This window comes from Hymenobacter actinosclerus, from assembly GCF_900111515.1.
GTDB lineage: Bacteria > Bacteroidota > Bacteroidia > Cytophagales > Hymenobacteraceae > Hymenobacter > Hymenobacter actinosclerus.
This window is the reverse complement of sequence record NZ_FOHS01000001.1, coordinates 688,894-710,747: the sequence shown is the minus strand read 5'-3', so window position 1 is coordinate 710,747 and position 21,854 is coordinate 688,894. Positions and strand designations below refer to the sequence as shown.

14 protein-coding genes are annotated in these 21,854 nt (G+C 64.2%); 9 read left to right on the top strand and 5 right to left on the bottom strand.

Annotation, left to right across the window (positions count from 1 at the left end; genetic code table 11):
• Positions 1–56 precede the first annotated feature (56 nt).
• The gene (locus BMY67_RS03070; protein WP_092768164.1) at positions 57–1,259 is read right to left on the bottom strand and encodes a threonine synthase; all 1,203 of its coding nucleotides are present in this window, start codon (positions 1,257–1,259) and stop codon (positions 57–59) included.
• A 186-nt stretch (positions 1,260–1,445) separates the two neighbouring features.
• Entirely contained in the window at positions 1,446–2,342 is an 897-nt protein-coding gene (locus tag BMY67_RS03065) for a LysR family transcriptional regulator (RefSeq protein ID WP_092768162.1), read from the bottom strand.
• Between the two features lie 99 nt (positions 2,343–2,441).
• Here BMY67_RS03065 and BMY67_RS03060 point away from each other — a divergent pair, with 99 nt between their 5' ends.
• Both BMY67_RS03060 and BMY67_RS03055 read left to right on the top strand, forming a co-directional pair.
• Entirely contained in the window at positions 2,442–3,485 is a 1,044-nt protein-coding gene (locus tag BMY67_RS03060; protein WP_092768160.1) for an alkane 1-monooxygenase, read from the top strand.
• A 253-nt stretch (positions 3,486–3,738) separates the two neighbouring features.
• Positions 3,739–4,497: a T9SS type A sorting domain-containing protein gene (locus BMY67_RS03055; RefSeq protein WP_092768158.1), complete on the top strand. Its 759-nt coding sequence runs from the start codon at positions 3,739–3,741 to the stop codon at positions 4,495–4,497.
• 185 nt (positions 4,498–4,682) lie between these two features.
• On the opposite strand, the gene BMY67_RS03050 is transcribed toward BMY67_RS03055, so the two are convergent.
• Complete coding sequence (locus BMY67_RS03050) at positions 4,683–5,225, bottom strand: RBBP9/YdeN family alpha/beta hydrolase (protein ID WP_092768156.1); 543 nt, start codon at positions 5,223–5,225, stop codon at positions 4,683–4,685.
• A gap of 125 nt (positions 5,226–5,350) precedes the next feature.
• Between BMY67_RS03050 and BMY67_RS19700 the strand changes: the two genes are divergently transcribed.
• Positions 5,351–5,479, top strand: coding sequence for a hypothetical protein (locus BMY67_RS19700; protein ID WP_262490340.1), 129 nt, complete (start codon positions 5,351–5,353; stop codon positions 5,477–5,479).
• A gap of 6 nt (positions 5,480–5,485) precedes the next feature.
• On the opposite strand, the gene BMY67_RS18765 is transcribed toward BMY67_RS19700, so the two are convergent.
• Positions 5,486–5,824 carry a DUF6678 family protein gene (locus BMY67_RS18765; RefSeq protein ID WP_143069676.1) on the bottom strand — a complete coding sequence of 113 codons (339 nt, stop codon included), beginning with the start codon at positions 5,822–5,824 and terminating at the stop codon, positions 5,486–5,488.
• Between the two features lie 85 nt (positions 5,825–5,909).
• Between BMY67_RS18765 and BMY67_RS03040 the strand changes: the two genes are divergently transcribed.
• Positions 5,910–11,408 (top strand): alpha-2-macroglobulin family protein, encoded by a 5,499-nt coding sequence (locus BMY67_RS03040; protein WP_143069675.1) that lies wholly within the window; start codon positions 5,910–5,912, stop codon positions 11,406–11,408.
• A gap of 149 nt (positions 11,409–11,557) precedes the next feature.
• Entirely contained in the window at positions 11,558–12,427 is an 870-nt protein-coding gene (locus BMY67_RS03035; protein WP_092768150.1) for a hypothetical protein, read from the top strand.
• Between the two features lie 18 nt (positions 12,428–12,445).
• Here the strand turns inward: BMY67_RS03035 and BMY67_RS03030 are convergent, their stop codons facing one another.
• Positions 12,446–13,042: a Uma2 family endonuclease gene (locus BMY67_RS03030; RefSeq protein WP_092768148.1), complete on the bottom strand. Its 597-nt coding sequence runs from the start codon at positions 13,040–13,042 to the stop codon at positions 12,446–12,448.
• A gap of 79 nt (positions 13,043–13,121) precedes the next feature.
• Here BMY67_RS03030 and pbpC point away from each other — a divergent pair, with 79 nt between their 5' ends.
• The 4 genes from pbpC to BMY67_RS03010 all read left to right on the top strand — a co-directional run bounded on the left by pbpC (position 13,122) and on the right by BMY67_RS03010 (position 21,771).
• Positions 13,122–15,524 (top strand): penicillin-binding protein 1C, encoded by a 2,403-nt coding sequence (pbpC, locus tag BMY67_RS03025; RefSeq protein WP_092768146.1) that lies wholly within the window; start codon positions 13,122–13,124, stop codon positions 15,522–15,524.
• Positions 15,525–15,809: 285 nt separating this feature from the next.
• Positions 15,810–17,183, top strand: a complete 1,374-nt coding sequence (locus tag BMY67_RS03020; RefSeq protein WP_092768144.1) for a TolC family protein — start codon at positions 15,810–15,812, stop codon at positions 17,181–17,183.
• Between the two features lie 102 nt (positions 17,184–17,285).
• Positions 17,286–18,428, top strand: coding sequence for an efflux RND transporter periplasmic adaptor subunit (locus tag BMY67_RS03015; protein WP_092768142.1), 1,143 nt, complete (start codon positions 17,286–17,288; stop codon positions 18,426–18,428).
• A gap of 151 nt (positions 18,429–18,579) precedes the next feature.
• Positions 18,580–21,771, top strand: coding sequence for an efflux RND transporter permease subunit (locus BMY67_RS03010; protein ID WP_092768140.1), 3,192 nt, complete (start codon positions 18,580–18,582; stop codon positions 21,769–21,771).
• The last annotated feature ends 83 nt before the right edge of the window (positions 21,772–21,854 follow it).

Below are 21,854 nucleotides of genomic sequence, written 5' to 3'. Positions count from 1 at the left end.
CGGGGCAAAATTTGCCCCGCCGAACTGCCGAACTGTTGGAGCTGCTTACAGCTTCGTTACTTCTCCCAGCGGCCCTCCACGTTGTCGAGGTATTTCTGGGCCGAACCGGTGTTGAGCAGCAGGATCCGCTCGCCGGGCGCAATCCAGCCCGAGGCCAGCAGTTTGCGGGCGGCTATCCAGACGGCCCCGCCCTCGGGGGCCACAAACAGGCCTTCGTGCCGGGCCAGCTCGCGCATCCCTTCTATCATTTCCTCGTCGGTGATGCTCAGAGCCGTGCCGTTGGATTCGGCCAGCACGCGCAGCATCATTTTCTCACCCAGGGGGCGGGGTACGGCCAGGCCGTTGGCAATGGAGGGGCGGCCCACATAGTCGTGGCAGTTGGCTTGTTGGCCCGTGTAGGTGGCTACCAGCGGCTGGCAGGCATCGGCCTGCACGGCTACCATGCGGGACAGCTTGGCATCGGGAGCCAGCCAGCCCAGCTGCTGCATCTCGCGGAAGGCCTTCCAGATGCCAATGAGGCCGGTGCCGCCGCCGGCCGGATACAGCAGCACGTCGGGCAGCTGCCAGCCCAGCTGCTCGGCCAGCTCGTAGCCCATGGTTTTCTTGCCTTCGAGGCGGTAGGGCTCCTTTAGAGTCGAAACGTCGAGCAGCTGGCCGTCGGCGTTGCGCTGGCGCACCCAGGCGGCGCAGTCGTTGATGAGGCCGTCGATGAGCTGCACTTCGGCCCCGTACCAGTAGCACGCTTCTTTGAATGCCTTGGGCGTGTGGCGGGGCATGGCTACCACGGCCCGCAGGCCCGCCCGGGCGCAGTAGGCAGCCAGGGCCACGCCCGCGTTGCCAGCCGTCGGGATGATGCAGCCGGTGGCGCCCAGCTCCTTGGCCTTGGAAACGGCCATGCTCAGGCCCCGGGCCTTGAACGAGCCGGTGGGGTTCTGGCCTTCATCCTTGAGCAGCAGGTGGGGCAGCTCGTAGCGGCCGCCCAGGGTGGGCAGGTGCAGCAGCGGCGTAAATCCTTCGCCCAGGCTCACCTTGTTCTTATCGTCGAGCAAAGGCAGCAGCGCCCGGTAGCGCCACATCGAAGCGTCGGCCAGGTTGATGGCGGCGGAGCGGGAAAGCCGCTCCCGCAGGTCGTAAGTGGCAACCAGCGGCATCTGGTGGCACTCGGACACGAGTTGCAGCTGGTGGGCGGAATGGGGTTGGCCGCACTCGGAGCATTCGAGCTCGTGCAGGCGGGTGAGGGTTTCGATGGTCGGGTTCATAGGCAGGGAGTTGAACGCAAAGCTCCCCGTCATCTATGCCGAAAACAAATGGCTACTTGGAATAGGCTATACCCATTAGGAATGTGTTGTCAGTTGCCAGTTATCAGTTATCAGTTGTCAGGAAAGAACGTCATTCTGAGTGGAGCGGAGAATGACGTTCTTTCCTGATAACTGGCAACTGGCAATTCAACTATAATACCGCCGGGCGAACTGCACGAAGGTTTTGTAGGGCTGATTGTTTTCGGTGCCTTTGCGCTGCACGAATTCGAAGTGGCGCACCAGGCTCAAATCCAGAATGGGCACTTCAATCAGCTCGCCGGCAGCCAGCTCCTTGGTTACGGCCTGGCGGGGCAGGAAGGCCAGGCAGGTATCCACGCGGACGAAGTTCTTGAGGGCCTCGGTGCCGCCCAGGCGCACTTTCACCGGCAAATCGGCGAGGCGGATGCCCTTGGCGGCCAAGGCTTCTTCGAGCACGGCCAAGGTGCCCGAGCCGGTTTCGCGCAGGGCCACAGGCGTGCGCAGCAGGTCGGCGGCCAGCAGCGGCTGGCGCAGCAGCGGGTTGCGGCCCGAGCACACAGCCACTACCTCGTCGGTGAGCAGGGGCGTATAGGTAACGTTGCTGACCCGGTGAATGCCCTCGATGATGCCCAGGTCGATTTCGTGTTCGAGCAGGGCGCGCAGGATGTTTTCGGAGTTGCGGTTTTTAAGCGTGAGCCGGGTGTTCGGGAACTGCCCCAGATAGGCCGAAAGCACCGGCGGAATCACGTAGAGCGAAATAGTGGTGCTGGCCCCGATAACCATATCGAGCGGGGGCGAAAAGGCGGGGCTGAGGGCGGCGAATTCGAGATGCAGCTCGTGCTGGAGCTGCCGGGCCAGCAGTAGTTTCTGGTAAAGCAGCCCGCCGGCGGGCGTGAGCTGCACGCTGTTGCCCAGCCGCTCGAACAGGCCGGTTTTGTAGTGCTCTTCGAGGGCCCGCACCCGCTTGCTCACCGCCGACTGGCTCAGAAACAGCGTCTGCCCCGCCTTCGTGAAACTGAGCTGGCGGGCAACTTCGAGGAAGACTTCGTGGGCCTGGGAGAGCATAGCGCCGGCAAATTACGGTGGTTTTGCCACTGCGCGGTAGCCGGCAGTTGGTGCGGCCTGAATTTCTGCTTACCTTCTGCTTTCCAAACACTTCCGTTTATGCGCCCGGCCGACCTTCGCTACCTGAGTGCCTACCTCGTACCGGCCAGCGTTGCGGCGGGCCTCGCCTGGCAGGGCCCGTGGGCCTGGGCCACGCCGCTGCTCGTGTTCGGGCTGGTGCCGCTGCTGGAGTTGGCGTGGCCCCCGCGCAACGTCATCAGCAACGCGCCGGCCACGGCGGGCGCACCGCACCACCCGTTTTTCGACTGGCTGCTGTATCTGTGCGTACCGCTGCACGTGGGGCTGCTGGTTTGGTATCTGGCGGTACTCACGCGGGTACCGCTGACGGGCGCCGAAACGGCCGGGCTGGTGCTGAGCATGGGTATTTGCGGCGGTTCGCTCGGCATCAATGTGGCCCACGAGCTGGGGCACCGCAGCCGCGGCTACGAGCAGCGGCTGGCGCAGGTGCTACTGGGCAGCGCGCTGTACCTGCACTTTTTCATCGAGCACAACCGCGGCCACCACCGCCACGTGGCCACGCCCCTCGACCCGGCCACCTCGCGCTTCAACGAGCCGTTCTGGCAGTTTTTGCCGCGGGCTTTGGGCGGAGAACTACGCTCGGCCTGGCACCTGGAAGCGGAGCGGCTGCGGCGCAATGGCGCGGCGACGGCCTGGAGCGGACAAAACCAGCTGCTGCGATTTATGGCAGTGCAGCTGGGGGCGGTGGTAATTGTCGGGCTTGTGTCTGGCGGGCCGGGGCTACTGGCCTGGGCGGGCGCGGCGCTGGTGGGGGCAGTGCTGTTTCAGCTGGTGAACTACGTGGAGCACTACGGGCTGCTGCGGCAGCGCACGGCTGCGGGTGGCTACGAACGGGTGCAGCCCCAGCACTCCTGGAACTCGGAGCACGCCGTGGGCCGCATCCTGCTCTACGAGCTCACCCGCCACTCCGACCACCATTACCTGGCCTCGCGGCCCTACCACACTCTGCGCCACCAGCCGGCCTCGCCCCAGATGCCCACCGGCTACCCCGGCATGATGCTGCTGGCCGCCGTGCCGCCGCTGTGGTTTAGGGTGATGAACCGCCGGGTGCCGACGGCAGCTTAGCAGCACTTGCGGCCCACCAAACGATAAAGCAGCTGGGTTGACGGCAGCAGCTGAGGATGCGGGCCGCAACCAGGGTGGGCGCTGGCCGGGCAGGACTACCGGCTGACCTGCTAGCGGGGTTATACCATATGAATAATTCATTTATTTATTGAATTAAAGACTCATTTATCGGCATCTTTACATTCGATTACAGCCAGTGCAATAAGCTAGTTGCCAAGGGCTTATTTTTCCAATACTCCAAATCCCATTCTGCATGATAAAACCTTTTCTCCTGCTGGGTTGGAGCAGCCTGCTGGGCCTAGCTACGCCTGATGCCCGGGCCCAGGTCACGCTCGGTACCAGCCCCTACGTCGAAACGTTCGATGGGCTGGCCGGCGGGCTGCCCGCCGGCTTCCGCATTTACACCAACGCCAACACGCTGGTGCTCGGCGACTTCAACGACGTGCTGGAGGGCACCATTGCCACGGGCGTAACGCCGGCCATATCGTCGTATAACTCCTTCGTAGCCGACCCCAACTACGTGGCCCTTACGCTGCCGCTGGCCCGCGCCGGCGCCCAATCCACGGCCGGCTTCAATACGGTAATTGACAATGTGCTGGCCACCCGGCCCATGGCCGCCTACTACATCAACGGCTCGGCCGCCATCCGCACCGACCTGGCCGCCGGCATTGCCAGCTACGCCACCACCACCACCGACCATTACCCGGTGTTCACGCGCTTCTCGTTGAGCCAGACGCCCACGGCCACCACCAGCGCCATGGCCGCCGCTACGCTGAGCCTGTACCCCAACCCGGCCACCAGCAGCCTCGGGTTCGAGGTACCGGAAACCGGCCGGAGCCTGCGCCTGAGCGTGTACACCACCACCGGCAGCCTCGTGCTGGAAGCTGGCGGTTCGGCCGAGCAGCTCAACCAGCAGCTTAGCCAGCGGGTGGCGGGCCTGCGCAACGGCCTCTACGTGATGCGCGTGGTGGGCGCCAAGCAGGTATACGTAAGCCGATTCCAGAAGCTGTAGCCGCTTTAATTACCTGATTGCAGCAAGCGGCCGGTTGGTCGGGGCGCTTTTGCGTTGGATATAGCGCGAAGCTTCCGCTTCGCGTTCCGTTGCTGACTTCTGAACGGCTTCGTTTTGCGATATGCGAAGCGGAAGCTTCGCGCTACAAGCCAACGGCTCGCTTTTGCGCGAATACCAACTTTATATTACTGGCTGGCACCAGTAACCAACTCCTGCACCAGCGCCCAGCCCTCCGGCCACAAACCCAACTCCGACTCGGAGTTAAGGTGACCGAGCGCGCCCACGTTTACCAGGCGGCTGCCCCAGGCAGCGGCAAACTCCGTGGCGCGGGCCAGGGTCACGTACTCGTCGGTGGTGCTGGCCACCACCATGCTCGGGAACGGCAGCCGCGCCAGTGGCATGGGCGCAAATCCGCGTACTTCGGGCAGTTGCGCCCGCCGGTCCACGTCGGCGGGGCCCACGAGCAGGGCCCCGGCCAGCGGGCGGGTGGCCGTGGCGGCCCAGTGTGCCACCATGGCGCAGGCCAGGCTGTGGGCCACCAGTACCACCGGCCCCGGCGCGGCGGCCACGGCGGCGTCGAGGGCAGCTACCCAGTCGGCGCAAACGGGGTGCTGCCAGTCGCCCTGCTCTACGCGCCGGCAGCCGTAGTGCTGCTCCCAGCGGGTTTGCCAGTGCGCCGGGCCGGAGCTGCCCAGGCCAGGAACGGTGAGGATAGTGACGGCTTGCATGGCCCGAATGTACGCCACCCGCGTAGTTTTACTATGGCTCTTCAGTTCGCCGCCATGCCCGTCATCACCAATATTTCCCAGCTTGGCCCGATCAAAATAGGATTGTGTTTCCGAGCCAATAAACCGTGGTGACATACGTGCACGAAGCCGGCTACTATAAGGTGCGCGACGAGTACTTCGAGCCGGGCCCGATTCCGGGCGCGACGCTGCCGGGGTTTGCGGTGGAATGGGCGGAGGTGTTTGCGGGGGTGTAAGGGGGTTCATCTCAACTGACTGCCATCTATCCGAATCATTCCCTTCACTACATCGAACTCAACCAATTCCTTATTCAAAACTTCACGGATTGCGTCGCTGACAAAAGCAATGTGCGGGGGAACCAGCCTGCCGATATGCGTTACAACTATCGGGTCTAGCTCTATCCACTCCACGTCTGCTATTCTCTCCGGGCCGGCCACTTCAATATAGCCCTCTACAGGAATGCCAAAGCCACCCCGCCAATCTGTAATTTGGTTGGTACGGTCTGGTTTGAGCCTGACTTTGCATTTAGTGTCTTCAATAAGCTTTTGCAAAATGATTAGTCGCTTCATATATTTTTTCATTGTAGCAGGCTATTCGAATATAAGAACGAACGCCCACCCATCCCCCTTTTTCTATACCTTCGGGCTTCCAGCCAACTCTCCCCCTATGCTGCTTTCCCGACTTTCCCGCCAGCCGCTGCTGGTGTTGCTGGCGCTGCTTGGTTTCGCCTGCTCGCGCTCCGATGAGGGTGCGCCCGACCCCAACGGCGCGGAAATCGACCCCTACCAGAACATCGTGTTCCAGTTTGCCGATGCCGTCGTGGGGCCCGAGCAGCAGGGCCGCTGGGATACCACGCGGGTCGTGGCGTTTGAGCCGGCCATGCGCGGTAAGTTCAAGTGGACCACCGACCGGGAGCTGGTGTTTTCGCCCAACGTGCCGCTAAGGCCCAGCACGGCTTTCACGGCCAAGCTGGTGAACGAGGCCCTGCCCGAAGGTACGCGCCGGGGCACCGAGCTGCCCGAAGACCGCCAGAAATTCCATACGCCCTACCTGGCGCTGGAGGCCCCGCAGGCCTTCTGGGCGCGCTCGGAGCGGGCCGCGGGCACGGCCGAGCTGCGGGTGGAACTCCCCTTCAACTACCCCGTGAAGCCCGCCGATGTGAAGCCACTGCTGCGCCTGACCCAGGACGGGCAGCCGGTGGCCTTCGAGCTGGCGGCCGCCGAGGCGGGCCAGCAGGTGCGCCTGAGCCTCAAGCAGCAAGTGCGCTCCGGCTCGCCGCTGCTGGTGGCCCTGGCCCCCGGCCTGAGCGCGGTGGGCAGCGACCTGCCCACCGACCAGGCCACCGAAACCGAGCTGACCGTGCCCGACCCCCAGGCCCTGGAAGTAACGGCCATGACCGGCACGCTGCAAGGCGCCGACCCGGTCGTCAATATCCAGACCAGCCAGCCGGTGAGCGGCATGGATATGCGCAGCGCCGTGAGCGTGTCGCCCCAGGTGGCCTTCGAGGTGGAGGAGCTGGAGAGCGGGGTGCGCCTGAAAGGCGGCTTCGAGGTGGGCAAAAGCTACCAGGTGCGCCTGAGCAGCGGCCTGCGCGGCAGCCTCGGTGGCCAGCTCGACAGCGACGTGACCCAGACAGTGAGCTTCTCCAACGAGCGGCCCACCATCAGCTTCGCCAGCGCCGATAAGGCCCTGTACCTCGACGCGCTGGGCGCCCGCAACCTGGGCATCCGCATCAACGAAGTGGACAAGGTGAAGGTGACCATCGCCAAAGTGTACGCCAACAACATTCAGCAGCTGTTGCGCGCCGGCAGCCAGTATGGCTACCCCGAGTACGACGGCGAAGACGGCGAGAGCAGCCAGGACGAGTACGGCGAATACGTGGACCGCTCGTTCCAGTACTACGACGTGGAAAACCTGGGCAACGTGCTCTCCGACCGCACTTACACGGTGGCCGGCCTGCCCCAGGAGCAGGGCTTGCGGCTGCTGAACCTGAGCCTCAAAGACCTGGAGTTTTCGGCGGGCCTCAAGGGGCTTTATGTGATACGGATTCAGGACACCGAGCGGCAGTGGCTGCAAGTGAGCAAGCTGGTGGCCGTGTCGGATATCGGCCTGATTGTGAAGCAGGGCGCGGCCGGCAGCACGATGGTATTTGCCAACTCGATTCGGGAGGCCAAGGCGCTGGGTAGCGTGGAAATCAGCTACCTGAGCACCAACAACCAGGTAATGGGCACCGGCGTGACCAACGGCGCGGGCGTGGCCAAGTTCGACTCCACCGCCCAGAACGCGCGGTTCCGGCTGGGCATGGTGGTGGCCCGCCGCGGCGACGACTTCACGTTTCTGGACCTGAACCGCAGCCGGGTGGAAACCTCGCGCTTCGAGGTGGGCGGCCTGCAAAGCAACGCCGCCCGCTACCAGGCCTTCCTCTACGGCGACCGGGACCTGTACCGCCCCGGCGACACCATCCAGACCAACACCGTGGTGCGCACCGAAACCTGGCAGGCCCCCCCCAAGGGCCTGCCGCTGAAGGTGCGCCTGCTGCTGCCCACCGGCAAGGAGTACGCCAGCCTGCAAAAAACCCTCAGCCCCGAGGGCAGCACCGAGGCCCGCTTCATTCTGCCCCCCAGCGTGATGACGGGCCTCTACACGCTCGAAATCCTGACCGCCAACGACGTGCTGCTGACCTCGCGCCAGCTCTCGGTGGAAGAGTTTATTCCGGACCGCATGAAGGTGACGGTGAAGGCTAGTCCGGCCGTGGTGAAGCCCAGCCAGACGGTGCAGGCCCGGATTACGGCCCAGAACCTGTTCGGCCCGCCCGCTTCCGACCGCAAGTTTGAGGTGGAGTTTTCGCTCAAGGAAAAGCGCTTCCAGCCCAAGGAATTCCCTGACTACAGCTTCGCCATCAACAGCGGCGACCGGCGCCGGGGCAACTACGGCGACCTGGAATCGACCCCGATTTCCGACCGCTTCGAGAAAACCGTGCGCGAAGGCACCACCGACGCCGCCGGCCGCGGCACCGCTACCTACCAGGTGCCCGACTACCCCGATTTAGGCACCCTGGAAGGCGCGGCCTTCACGACGGTGTTCGACGAAACCGGCCGCCCCGTGAACCGCTTCGCCACCTTCGAGGTGCAAACCCAGGCAGTAATGTTTGGAGTGCAGAACCTGGGGGAGCTGGTGAAAACCCGCGACGAGGTGCCCGTGCGGCTGGTGGCCCTCACGCCGGCCGGCAAGCCCACCCGCGCCACAGCCCGCGTGGAAGTTATCCGCATGCTCTGGGAAACCGTGATTGAGCGCCGCGGCGGCCGTTACATCTACAACTCGCAGAAGCGCGAGGAAACCGTTCTGAGCCGCAACGTGCCGGTCTCCGGCTCCGGCACCGATGCCAACCTGGGCTTCGCGCCACAGTATTCGGGCGAGTACGAAATCCGGGTTTCGCGGCCGGGTGCCGCCACCTACGTGGCCCAGCGCGTGTACGCCTACGGCTACGGCGACACCCAGAGCAACTCCTTCGAGGTCAGCAACGAGGGCCAGGTGACCATTGAGGCCGACCAGGACAAGTACGAGCCCGGCCAGACGGCCCACCTGCTGCTCAAAACACCCTTCCCCGGCCGCGTGCTGGTGACGGTGGAGCGGGACCGGGTGCTCGACCATTTCTACGTGGACACCGACGAGAAATCGGCCAAGGTGGACATTCCGATTCGCGGCGGCCACGTGCCCAACATCTACGTTACGGCCACCGCCATCCGCCCCATCAAAGACAACCGCCTGCCCCTGACCGTGGCCCGCGGCTTCGTGCCCCTGACGGTAGAAAAACCCGGCTCGCGCCTCTCGGTAGCCATCAAGGCCCCGGAGCTGAGCCGCTCCCAGACCATGCAGACTATTGAGGTGACTACCGCCCCCGGCGCCCAGGTAACGCTGGCCATGGTGGACGAGGGCATCTTGCAGATGAAGGATTTCCGCACGCCCGACCCCCACGGCTACTTCTACCAGAAGCGCGCCCTCGAAGTGGCGGCCCACGACGTGTACCCCTTCCTGCTGCCCGAGCTGGGCACCAGCTCCACCGGCGGCGACGGCTACGACCTGGCCCGCCGCACCACGCCCGTACCCTCGCGCCGCGTGAAGCTGCTGGCCAAGTGGAGCGGCGTGCTCACGGCCGACGGTAGCGGCAAAGTCCGCTACCAGCTCCAGGTGCCCCAGTTCAGCGGAGCCATCCGCATCATGGCCGTGGCCTACCAGGGCGACGCCTTCGGCTCGGCCGAGCACACCATGCGCGTCGCCGACCCGGTGGTTATCAGCACCGCCCTACCCCGCTTCGCCAGCCCCGGCGACACCATTGACGTGCCCGTAACGCTGACCAATACCACCAATAAGCCCGGCACCGGGGCGGCCAGCCTGGCCGTAACCGGTCCGTTGCGGGTGTTGGGGGCCGCCTCGCAAAGCGTGCGCCTGCCGGCCGGAGCCGAGCAGCGGGTGCGGTTCCGGGTGCTGGCTCCGGCCAGCATCGGCAACGCCACCCTCACTACCACGGTCAAGGCCCTCAACGAAACCTTCACCGAAACCATCGAAATCCCCGTGCGGCCCGCTTCGCCGCTGCAAAAGCGCACCGGCAGCGGTGTGCTGGCGGGCGGTGGCAAGGCGCAGCAGCTGAATCTGAAGACCGATTTCATGGCGGCCTCGCTCAGGAGCCAGCTGGTGGTGAGCCGCTCGCCGATGGCCGAGTTTGCCAAGGATTTGCGCTGGCTGTTGCAGTACCCCTACGGCTGCCTGGAACAAACCGTGTCGGCCGCCTTCCCGCAGCTTTATTACGGTGATTTGGTGGCGACTTTGGGCCAGAAAACCGGCGTCAAGGGCAAGGCGGGCCAGTTCAACCCCAACTACCACGTGCAGGAGGCCATCCGCAAAGTGGAGGCCCAGCAGATGTACAACGGCAGCCTCAGCTACTGGCCCGGCGGCGACTACGACAACTGGTGGGCCACGGCCTACGCCGCCCACTTCCTGCTGGAGGCCCGCCAAGCCGGTTTCGCGGTGAACCAGAACGTGCTCGACCGGGTGCTCGGCTACCTCGAAGCCCGCACCCGCCAGCGCGAAACCGAAACCTACAACATCATCCAGACCGGTGGCGTGATTCGGCCCGTGACGCTGGCCAAAAAGGAAATCCCGTACTCGCTCTACGTGCTGGCCCTGGCCGGGCGGCCCACCCCGGTGGCCCTCAACTACTACAAGGCCAACCGCCCCCTGCTGGCCGACGACTCGCGCTACCTGCTGGCGGCAGCCTTCGCCCTGAGCGGCAACCAGCGGGCCTTCCAGCAGACGGTGCCCACCCGCTACGGCGCGGCCCCCAGCATCGCCCGCCGCGAGTTGGGCGGCTCCTTCTCCTCGCCCATCCGCGACATGGCCCTGGTGCTCAACGCCCTGCTCGCCGCCGACCCCGGCAACCCGCAGGTCGTGAGTCTGAGCCGCCAGCTGAGCCGCCGCGTGCAACAGGCCGGCTGGCTGAGCACCCAGGAGCGCGCCTTCTCGCTGCTGGCCCTGGGCAAGCTGGCCAAGAGCAACGCCAATAGCACCGCCACCGCCCAGCTCCTGGCCGACGGCAAGAACATCGGCGCCTTCACCGGCAAAGACCTCACGGTCAGCAACGTGGCCAACCGCCAAATCACGTTGAAGCCGGCCGGCAAGGGCAGCCTCTACTACTTCTGGGAGATGGAAGGCGTTTCGGCCTCGGGTCGCGTGCCCGAGGAGGACGCCTACCTGATGGTACGCCGGCAGTTTATGGACCGCAACGGCAACCCACTGGGCTCGGCCACCTTCCGCCAGAACGATTTGGTAGTGGTGCGCCTCACGCTGCAATCGGCCGAAAGCGCCGGCGAAGTGGCCAACGTGGCCGTTACCGACCTACTACCCGCCGGCCTCGAAATCGAGAACCCCCGCATCGGGGCCGTGCGCGAGCTGGCCTGGGCCAAGGACGCCGCCCAGCCTGACTACCTCGACGTGCGCGACGACCGCCTGAACCTGTTCACCACCGCCACCCCCAAGCCCAAAACGTTCTACTACCTGGCCCGCGCCGTGTCCAAAGGCACCTTCAAGCTAGGCCCCGTCAGCGCCGACGCCATGTACAACGCCGAGTACCACTCGTATTCGGGGGCCGGCGTGGTGCGGGTACGGTAGAACGATGAGTGGAAAATTGTCATCCTGAGCGAAGCGAAGGACCCAGGCAGAAGCTCTCTTTAAAAGAGGATAGTTTCTATGCAGGTCCTTCGCTCCGCTCAGGATGACAGTTTTTTTCACCTTTGTTCTTTCCAAGTCGAATCTACTTTATGCACCTGCTCTACCTCGTCTTCGGCAACGCGGCCCCCAACCATTTCCAGGCGGCTTTTTCCATCCTCTCGTTTCTGCGGCAGCCCGAGTCGCTCGATGGCATCACGGTGGTCACGGACGCGCCCGAATTCTACCGCCACCTGGCCGGGCACGTAACGGTGCTGCCCATCGCGGCGGCCACGATTCAGGAGTGGCGGGGCGAGTTCGACTTCTTCTGGCGCATCAAAATCAAAGCCCTCGAATACGTGCACCAGCGCCAGCCCGACGCGGCCGTGCTCTACCTCGACACCGACACCTTCCTGCACGGCTCCCTGCCCACGATGCGGGCCCAGTTGGAAGCCGGCACCGCGCTGATGCACGAGCCCGAGGGTGCCCTGAGCCAGCTGGCCAGCAAAACCGAGCAGCGCATGTGGCAGCAGGTCCGCCAGCACACGTTTGGCGACGTGGCCATGCGCGAGAACCACGTCATGTGGAACGCCGGGGTGGTAGGCATTCCGGCGGGCCGGGCCGCGGCGGCCATTGCGCTGGCGCTGAACATCTGCGACGATTTGAGCCGGCAGCAGGTAACGCCCCGGCTCATCGAGCAGTTTGCCCTGTCGGTGGCGCTGGCCGAAACCGGACCGCTGGAAGCCGCCGCGCCCCACATCGGGCACTACTGGAGCACCAAAACCGAGTGGAACGCCGCCATCAGCGCGTTCCTGCTCGAATCACATCTGTGCCAGCGCACGGTGGCCGAGGAAGTGGCGGCCCTGGCGGGGTTCAACTACCACGCCCTGCCCGTGAAGCACCGCGTGCGCAGCACCCGGGGCCGGCTGGAGAAACTGGTGGGCCGGCTGTTTCCGCCGCGGGAGGTAACGTATATCGGGTAAGTTTCGGAAATCTGCCGGCTATATCCCTTCAAATATTTCTGCCCACTCCAGCGCCGTATCGGGTAGCGTGGCCACCGGAATCGGGCCGGGCTGGTAGAACTCGCCTTGCAGTTGGTACTGGTCGTTTTCGAGCGTGTACACGACCACGTTTTTAAGGCCGGGGTCCACCATCCAGTATTCGCGCACGCCGTTTTCCTCATAGAGGTCAAACTTGGTTTTGCTGTCGTGGGTGGTGTTGCCGGGGCTCAGGATTTCGATAATCCAGTCGGGCGCCCCTACGCAGCCAAATTCGTCGAGCTTAGCCGGGTCGCAGATAACGCATAAGTCGGGCTGCACCACAGTACTGACTTGGGCGTCGCCGTTAGGGCTGTTTTTCAGCAGGCGAACGTCGAACGGCGCGGCGAAGCCCTGGCATTGGCTGCCGCGCAGGGCGCTTCCGATAAGCGTATTAAGCCGGAAAGATATTTTCTGGTGTCGTACCCGCGGCGCGGGGCTCATCAGTCGCACCTTGCCTTTTATCAGTTCCACGAACTCATCCAGCCGCCAGGTCAGGTAGTCGGCGTAGGTGTAGGTTTTGCTCAGGTCGAGCTGGGAAATATCGGTGATGACGGGCATAGCGGACGGGCGTAGTGGGCTAGCGAATATACGGACGAATGGTGGCACCGAAGGCCGTCGCAAGCCGTATCTTGCCGCTATGAAACGGCGCACAGCCATTCGCACTCTGGAAATCCTGGCCGGGCTGGCGCTGCTGCTGCTGGTCCTTGACCGGCTGTTTCCGCTGCCGGCGGCCCCGCGCTACTCGCCCATCGTACTGGCCGCTGATGGAACCGTGCTGCACGCCTACCTCAACCCCACCCAGAAGTGGCGGATGAAAACCGAGCTGGCCGAGATTACGCCGGTACTGCGTCAGGCCATTATTGAAAAGGAGGACCGTTGGTTTCGCTGGCATTTCGGGGTGAACCCGCTGGCACTGGTGCAGGCTGCCGGCCGCAACGTGTTTGGGCAGGGGCGCACCACCGGGGCCAGCACGATTACGATGCAGGTGGCGCGGCTGCTGGAGCCCAAGCCGCGCACGCTGGGCAACAAGCTGTTCGAAATGGCCCGCGCCACCCAGCTCGAAGCGCACTACAGCAAGGACGAGCTCCTGCAACTCTACCTGAACCTGGTGCCCTACGGCGGCAACATCGAGGGCGTGAAATCGGCCGCGCTGCTCTACTTCCAGCAGCCCCCCGACTACCTCTCGCTGGCCCAGACCGTCACGCTGGCCATCATTCCCAACCGCCCCCGCGGCCTGGTGCTGGGCCAGAACAACGAGGCCGTGCGCCAGGAGCGCAACCGCTGGCTCCGGCGCTTCGGGGCCGCCGGGTTGTTTGCGAAGCAGGATATTGAGGATGCCCTGCGCGAGCCGCTGAACGTGCGCCGCCATGCCGCCCCCACCCTGGCCCCGCACCTGTCGCGGCGGCTGGTGCGGCAGTTTCCGCACCAGGCCATTATCCGCAGCAGCCTGCAACGGGCCAAGCAGAGCCGGGCCGAGGAGCTGACTGGCAATTACGTGCGCCGTTTGCACGAGCTGGGCATTTCGCAGGCGTCGGTGTTGGTAGTCAACAACCGCACCCGGCAGGTGGAAGCCTACGTGGGCTCGGCCGATTTCCGCGACTTCCGGGGCCAGGGCCAGAACGACGGCGTGGTGGCCGTCCGCTCGCCGGGCAGCACCCTCAAGCCCTTCCTCTACGCGCTGGCCCTCGACCGGGGCCTGGTAACGCCCAAGCTCCAGTTGCCCGACGTGCCCACCAATTTTCAGGGCTACCGCCCCGAAAACTTCGACAAGCACTGCCAGGGCGAAGTAACGCTGGAGCGCGCTCTGGCCTTCTCGCTCAACATCCCCGCCGTGCGCGTGCTCCAGGACTACGGCGTGCCCGCCTTCACCGAAAAGCTCCGGCAGGCCGGCTTCCAGAGCGTCGCTCGCAACCGCACCCGCCTGGGCCTGAGCAGCATTTTGGGCGGCTGCGGCGCTACCCTGGAGGAGCTGACCGGGCTGTACGCGGCGCTGGCCAATGGGGGCGAGTATGAGAAGGTGGGGCTGACTTCACCCCACCCCCCGACCCCCTCCCCTCCGGGAGAGGGGGAGCGTTCAACGAATTATTCGAACTCGCCTTCTAACTCGCGTCAGGCTCCCCCTCTCCCGGAGGGGAGGGGGCCGGGGGGTGGGGTTTCGCTGGTTTCCCCCGCCGCCGCCTTCCTCGTTACCGACATCCTGAGCCAGCTCACCCGGCCCGATTTGCCGCTGGGCGCGGCCCGGAGCAGCCGGCTGCCCAAAATTGCCTGGAAAACCGGCACCAGCTACGGCCGCCGCGACGCCTGGAGCATCGGATACAACCGCGACTATACCATCGGGGTGTGGGTGGGCAACTTCAGCGGCCAGGGCAGCCCGGCCCTTACCGGCTCCGACGTGGCCACACCCCTGCTCTTCGACCTGTTCAACGCCCTGGCCTACAACTCGCCCAACGACTGGTTTACGCCCCCCGCCAGCCTCGATTTCCGGCTCGTGTGCACCCAAACCGGCCTCGTGCCCGGCGAAAACTGCCCCGACCAGGTAATTGATTACTTCCTGCCCGGCCAGAGCTCGGGGTTGCGCTGCCAGCACCAGCGCGAGGTGCTCGTGTCGGCCGATGGGGCCTTTACCTACTGCCGGGCCTGCGCGCCGGCGGCCGGGTTCCGGCGCGAGCTGTACCCCAACCTGCTGCCCGAAGTGGCCGCCTACCGCGTGGCCCAGGGCTTGCCGTACCGCCGACTGCCGCCCCACAACCCCCAGTGTCAGCGGGCCAGCGGCGGCCCCGAGCGGGCGCCCACCATCACCTCGCCCACGCCCAACACCGAGTACGTGCTCAGCATCCACGAGCAGCAGCAGCTCCTGCTCAGCTGCACCACCGACAGTGAGGTGCGGCAGGTGTACTGGTACGTGAACGACCAGTTTTTGCGGGCGGCCGGGGCTACCGAGCGGGTGTTTTTTCGGCCGCCGCCCGGCCCGCTCAAAATATCCTGCGCCGACGACCATGGCCGCAACACCGATGTGCTGGTAACGGTGGCCGAACTATAGCTACTGGCTTGCTGGGGCAATTTACCGGTCGGTTACCCGGCACCCTGGCCTGGGCCGAAGCGGGTGTTTCGGCCGGCGTGGCGGGTGGTTTTCCGGCCCGCTGCCAAGGGCTGGGGAAAACTATTTGCCAACAATTTTACCTGCCCCGGGTTATGGCGGCTTGGGTTTCGGTGCCGGCTTCTGCCGGTGTTGGGCCAATTAGGGTACCCGGCAAACTTTTGAAGCCGGGCTTTCTGACCGCATTCCTTTTGTTTGCGTAAGCAGGTGGCTGCTTATGCCTATTGTATGAATCAACCGCTTCGTGCCTTTGGGCTGCCGGGTTTGCTGCTGCTACTCCTGCTGCCCCTGCTGAGTCGGGCCCAGGTGGCCGCGCCGGCCCCCACCCTCCCGGAACAGCCGCTTTCCCTTACCGAGTGCCTGCAATATGCCTTGCAGAACCAGCCACTGGTGCGCCAGGCCCGGCTCGATGAGGCCATTGGCGAGCGGCAGATTCGGGTGGGCCTCTCGGCCTGGCTGCCCCAGATTCAGGGCCAGGGCACCTACACCCGCAATTTCCAGCTGCCGGTGGCGGTGCTGCCCAACTTCACCGACCCCTCGGCCCCGGCCCAGATTCGGCGCATTGGTTTGCAGAACACCTCGAACCTGGGCTTGCAGGGCAACCAGGTGCTCTACAACGCCGATGTGCTGCTGGCCGCCCGCTCGGCCCGCTACGTGCGCCAGCAGAACGGGCAGAACACCGTCAGCTTTCAAATTGATGTGGTGCGCGATGTGAGCAAGGCCTTCTACGACATCCTGTTGACTAATGAGCAGCTGCGGGTGCTCGATGAGGCCATCAGGCGCCAGCAGAAGCAGCTCAAGGACGCCCGGGCTCAGTACGAGGTCGGCCTCAAGGACAAAATTGACTACAAGCGGGCCGAAATTGCCGTGAAAAACGCCGTAACCGACCGCAAGGCCACGGCCGAAAACCTCAAGGGCAAGTACGCCGTGCTGCGCCAGCTGATGGGCGCCCCGCCCGAGGCCGCCCCCGTAACGCTGGCCTACGACACGCTGCAACTGGCCCGCGAAACCCTGCTCGATACGCTGGAGCCGCTGGCCTTCGAGCGCCGCATCGAAGTGCAGCAGCTCCTGACCCAGCAGCAGCTCCAGCGCCTCGACATCGACTACTACCGGCTGGGGTTTCTGCCCTCGCTTTCGGCCTTCGGCAACTACACCAAGGTGTACCAGAACAACGAGTTTTCGGAGCTTTACAAGCAGGCTTTCCCCACTTCCCAGGCCGGTTTGCAGCTCGGCGTGCCGATTTTCACCGGCACCCGCCGCCTTCAGAACCTCAAGATTGCCGAGCTGCGCCAGGACCGCCTGAGCCTGCAAGTGCTCGACACCAAAAACCAGATCAGCACCGAATACGAGCAGGCCCTGGCCCGCTACAAAGGCAACTTCCTCGACCTGCAAGCCCAGGCCCAGAACCGCGACGATGCCCGCGAAATCTACAAAATCATCAAGCTCCAGTACGACGAGGGCATCAAGACCTACCTCGAAGTAATTGTGGCCGAAAACGACCTGCGCGCCGCCCAGCTCAACTACTACAACGCCCTCTACGCCGTGCTGGCCGCCAAACTCGACGTGCAGCGCGCCCTGGGCACGCTGCCGGTAACGTATTAAACAGCGTAAGCTATTAGCTGCTAGCTGTTGGCTGTTAGCTCCTTTTTCAACGAAAGCTATCAGCTAAAAGCTATTGGCTAACAGCTCAACAAGACCACACCCATGAAGCACCCCTTTCTCTCTCTTCTGGCCCTGCTGCTGCTGGCGGGCTGCGGCGCCGACCAGGGCGCGGACAAACCGGCGGGTCCGCCGCCGCCTACGCCCGTAACGCTCGTAGCAGCCCGCACCACCGACGCCGTGTACTACGACGAGTACCCGGCCACGGCTGTGGCCCTTAACAGCGTGGAGCTGCGGAGCCAGGTGGGCGGCTTTATCACGGGCCTGTTTTTCAAGGAAGGCGAGGTGGTAACTAAAGGCCAGAAGCTCTACGAAATCGACAGGCGCACCTACGAGGCGTCCTACCAGCAGGCGCTGGCGGGGCTCAGGAGCACCCAAGCCACGGTGCAGAACGCCAAGCTCAACCTCGACCGGTACCAGCGCCTGGCCCAGCAGGACGCCATTGCGGGCCAGATTGTGGATAACGCCGCCACCGCTTACGCCACCGCCCAGGCCCAGGTGGCCCAGGCCCGCGCCGCCGTTTCGCTGGCCCGCACCGATTTAAGCTACTCCACCATCACGGCCCCGTTCACCGGCCGCATCGGCATCTCGCAAGTGCGGCTGGGCTCCCAAATCAGCCCCGGCACCACCCTGCTCAACACCATCAGCGCCGAAGACCCGATGGGCGTCGACTTCGTCATCAACGAAACCGACCTGCCCCGCTTTACAGCCCTGCAAGCCGCCAAATCAAACCCCGATTCGCTGTTCCGACTGCAACTCTCCGACGGCACGATGTACCAGCAGTCGGGCCGCATCAAGGCCATTGCCCGCGGCGTGGAGCAGCAAACGGCCACCGTGCAGGTGCGGGTGGAGTTTGCTAATCCCGAGCGCCGCCTCAAGGATGGCATGAGCACGGTGCTGCACGTGCTCAATCGGCAGTCGGGCCAGCGCATTGTGGTGCCCTACAAGGCCGTGACCGACCAGATGGGCGAGAGTTTCGTCTACATCGTGGGCGACAGCAGCAAGGCCCACCAGCAGAAAGTGCAGCTCGGCCCCCAGCTCCGCGACCAGATTGTGGTGCTCGAAGGCCTCAAGGAAGGCGACCAGGTAATCACTGAAGGCTTCCAGCGCCTCCGCGAAGGCAGCCCCGTACAGGCCGGCCCGCCGGAAGCCGCCGGCGCCCCGACGGCCAAAGCCAGTTCCCGCTAACCCCACCCCCGGCCCCTCCCCTCCGGGGGAGGGGTGCGTTCTGGCAGATTTGTGTAGATGTAGATAGAGACAGGTTGAACCCGCGTCTGGCACCCCTCCCCCGGAGGGGAGGGGCCGGGGGTGGGGTCCACCGGCAGAACAGCTCCTAAATATGATTGCAGAAACCTTTATTCGCCGGCCGGTTACGGCTATTGTTACGTCGCTGGTGATTATGCTGGTGGGCGTGCTGGCTATTCTGAACCTGCCGGTGGGGCAGTACCCGGAGATTACGCCGCCCACCGTGTCGGTGAACGGGACGTACACCGGCGCCGATGCCCAGACCGTAGAGCAAACCGTGGCCACGCCCGTGGAGGTGCAGGTGAACGGTACGCCGGGCATGACCTACCTGCAAAGCAACAGCACCAGCAACGGGCAGATGAGCATGACGGTGAACTTCGAGCTGGGCACCGACGTGAACATCGCGGCCCTCGACGTGCAGAACCGCGTGGGCATTGCCCTGCCCACCCTGCCCCAGGAGGTACAGCGCCTGGGCCTGACGGTGCGCAAGCGCAACCCCAGCATTCTGATGCTGGTGGCCATGTACGCCCCCCAGGCCACCCACAACACTACTTTCCTCGACAACTACGCCAACCTGTTTATCAAGGACGCGCTGCTGCGCACGCCCGGCGTGGGCGACATCGTGAGCCGGGCCGACGATTTTTCGATGCGCGTCTGGCTCAATCCCGATAAGCTTTCCCAGCTCGGCATCACGGCCCAGGAGGTTACGGCGGCCATTCAGGAGCAGAACGCCCAGATTGCGGCCGGCTCGATTGGCGCGCCGCCGGCCCAGGCGGGGCAGACCTTCGAGTACATCGTGTTCGTGCAGGGCCGTTTGCGCAACACCGAGGAATTCGGCAACATCATCATCAAAACCAACTCCGACGACGGGGCCGTGGTCTACCTCAAAGACGTGGCGCGGCTGGAGCTGGGCAAGTTCAACTACGCCAGCAACTCGTTCGTCGATGGCAAGCGCGCCGCCTACCTGCTCGTGTACCAGGCCCCCGGCGCCAACGCCCTCAACACCTACGAAAACGTGAAGGCCACCATGGAACGGCTCAAGCAGCAGTTCCCGGCCGATGTGGACTACATCATCCCCTTCGAGTCGGCTACGGTGGTGAAGGTGTCGATTGAGGAAGTGCTGCACACGCTGGTCGAGGCCCTGGTGCTCGTGATTATCGTGGTGTTTCTGTTCCTGCAAAGCTGGCGCTCCACGCTCATCCCCATTCTGGCCATTCCGGTATCCATCGTGGGCACGTTCATCTTCTTTATTCCGCTGGGCTTCACCATCAACACGCTCACCATGTTCGGCTTCGTGCTGGCCATTGGTATCGTGGTCGATGACGCCATTGTGGTGGTGGAGGCCGTGGAGCACAACATGAACGCCCGCAAAATGCCGGTGCTGGAAGCCACGATGGAAGCCATGCGCGAGATTTCGGCCCCGGTTATTGCCATTGCCCTTATTCTGGCGGCGGTGTTCGTGCCGGTGGGCTTCATTCCGGGCATCACCGGGCGGCTGTATCAGCAGTTCGCTATTACCATCGCCATTTCGGTGGTGATTTCGGCCTTCGTGGCCCTCTCGCTCACGCCGGCGCTGTGCGTGCTGCTGCTCAAGCCCCACGAGCGCACCACCGAATCGAAGGGCCTCGACAAGTTCTTTTTCAAGTTCAACAACTGGTTTGAGCGCGTAACCGGCAGGTACGGCAAGGGTGTACAAAGCAGCATCAAGCACTCGCGGCTGGTGGTTATTCTGCTGGTGCTGCTGATTGGCGGCACGGGCCTGCTCTACCTCAACAAGCCCACCGCCTTCATTCCCACCGAGGACGAGGGCCGGCTGTTCATCACCTACAACCTGCCCGAAGCCTCCTCCACCGACCGCTCGGTGGCCACGCTCAAGGGCATTATGCAGGAGCTTGATTCGGTGAAAGGCATTGCCCACTACGCCGGTCTGGGCGGCCTGAACGTGATTAACTTCTCGTCGAAGTCGAACAGCGGCACCATTTTCTGCCAGCTCAAGCCCTGGGCCGACCGCAAAGACAAGGAGCAGCAGCTCGAAGGCCTGATGGCCACGGTGCAGCAGCGGCTCAGCAAGTTCAAGGAAGCCAACGTGGTCGTGATTTCGCCGCCCGCCATTCCGGGCCTGGGCAACAGCGGCGGCTTCTCGTTTATTTTCCAGGAGCGCGACGGCGACGGCAACATCCAGACCTTCGACCGCAACCTGAAAGCCTTCCAGGCGGCGCTGGCCAAGCGGCCCGAAATCGTGCGGCCCTTCTCGTTCTTCACCGCCAGCACCCCCGGCTACCAGCTCGATATCGACCGCGAAAAGGCCAAGAAACTAGGCGTGTCCATTGCCGACATCGGCACGGCCCTGCGCACCTACCTGGGCTCGTCGTATGTCAACGACTTCACGCTCTACGGCCGTAACTTCCGGGTCGTTACCCAGGCCGATTCGGGCTTCCGGGGCAGCATAGCCAACCTGAGCCAATACTACGTGCGCAACAAAACCGGCGGCATGGTGCCCCTGAGCACCATCACGAGCTACAAACGCGCCAACTCGGCCCCGCTGATTTCGCACTTCAACCTGTTCCGCTCGGCCGAAATCAACGGCAGCGCCGCCCCCGGCTACTCCTCCGGCGACGCCCTGAACGCCCTCAAAGAAGTGGCCGACCAGGAGCTGCCCCAGGGCTACGGCTACGAGTTTTCGGGCCTGACGCGCGAAGAGCAAAAGGCCGGCGGCCAGACGGTGTACATCTTCGGCCTCTCGCTGGTATTCGTGTTCCTGCTGCTGGCCGCGTTGTACGAAAGCTGGTCGGTGCCGTTTTCGGTGCTGCTGGCCGTGCCGCTGGGCGCGTTCGGGGCCATCCTGGCCCTCACGTTCCTGCCCAAGCTCACCAACAACGTGTACGCCCAGATTGGCCTGATTACGCTCATCGGCCTCTCGGCCAAAAACGCCATCCTCATTATCGAATTCGCCAAGGAGCGGGTCGATAAAGGCATGCCCCTCATCGACGCCACCCTCGAAGCCGTCCGCCTGCGCCTGCGCCCCATCGTGATGACCTCGCTGGCCTTTATTCTGGGCGTGTCGCCGCTGGTATTTGCTTCCGGCGCAGGCGCCATCAGCCGCCAAACAATAGGCTGGACGGTACTCGGCGGCATGCTCTCGGCCACGGTGCTAGCCATTTTCATCGTGCCCGTCCTCTACGTGCTCATCACCCGCTTCGCCTACGGCAAAGAAAAGCTGGCCGAGTTGGAAGCCAACTATAAGCCCGACGAGGAGCACGGCGGGGCGGTAGCGGTGAATGAGTGAGTTGGTGAATGAGTGAATGAGGTACTGTCATTCTGAGCGAAGCCGGAGGCGAAGTCGAAGAATCTCGCGTGCCACAGTAATTC

Bases quoted from the DNA above. Each gene is read 5' to 3' on its own strand.
- BMY67_RS03070 (WP_092768164.1), bottom strand. From the start codon at position 1,259: ATGAACCCGACCATCGAAACCCTCACCCGCCTGCACGAGCTCGAATGC.
- BMY67_RS03065 (WP_092768162.1), bottom strand. From the start codon at position 2,342: ATGCTCTCCCAGGCCCACGAAGTCTTCCTCGAAGTTGCCCGCCAGCTC.
- BMY67_RS03060 (WP_092768160.1), top strand. From the start codon at position 2,442: ATGCGCCCGGCCGACCTTCGCTACCTGAGTGCCTACCTCGTACCGGCC.
- BMY67_RS03055 (WP_092768158.1), top strand. From the start codon at position 3,739: ATGATAAAACCTTTTCTCCTGCTGGGTTGGAGCAGCCTGCTGGGCCTA.
- BMY67_RS03050 (WP_092768156.1), bottom strand. From the start codon at position 5,225: ATGCAAGCCGTCACTATCCTCACCGTTCCTGGCCTGGGCAGCTCCGGC.
- BMY67_RS18765 (WP_143069676.1), bottom strand. From the start codon at position 5,824: ATGAAAAAATATATGAAGCGACTAATCATTTTGCAAAAGCTTATTGAA.
- BMY67_RS03040 (WP_143069675.1), top strand. From the start codon at position 5,910: ATGCTGCTTTCCCGACTTTCCCGCCAGCCGCTGCTGGTGTTGCTGGCG.
- BMY67_RS03035 (WP_092768150.1), top strand. From the start codon at position 11,558: ATGCACCTGCTCTACCTCGTCTTCGGCAACGCGGCCCCCAACCATTTC.
- BMY67_RS03030 (WP_092768148.1), bottom strand. From the start codon at position 13,042: ATGCCCGTCATCACCGATATTTCCCAGCTCGACCTGAGCAAAACCTAC.
- pbpC (WP_092768146.1), top strand. From the start codon at position 13,122: ATGAAACGGCGCACAGCCATTCGCACTCTGGAAATCCTGGCCGGGCTG.
- BMY67_RS03020 (WP_092768144.1), top strand. From the start codon at position 15,810: ATGAATCAACCGCTTCGTGCCTTTGGGCTGCCGGGTTTGCTGCTGCTA.
- BMY67_RS03015 (WP_092768142.1), top strand. From the start codon at position 17,286: ATGAAGCACCCCTTTCTCTCTCTTCTGGCCCTGCTGCTGCTGGCGGGC.
- BMY67_RS03010 (WP_092768140.1), top strand. From the start codon at position 18,580: ATGATTGCAGAAACCTTTATTCGCCGGCCGGTTACGGCTATTGTTACG.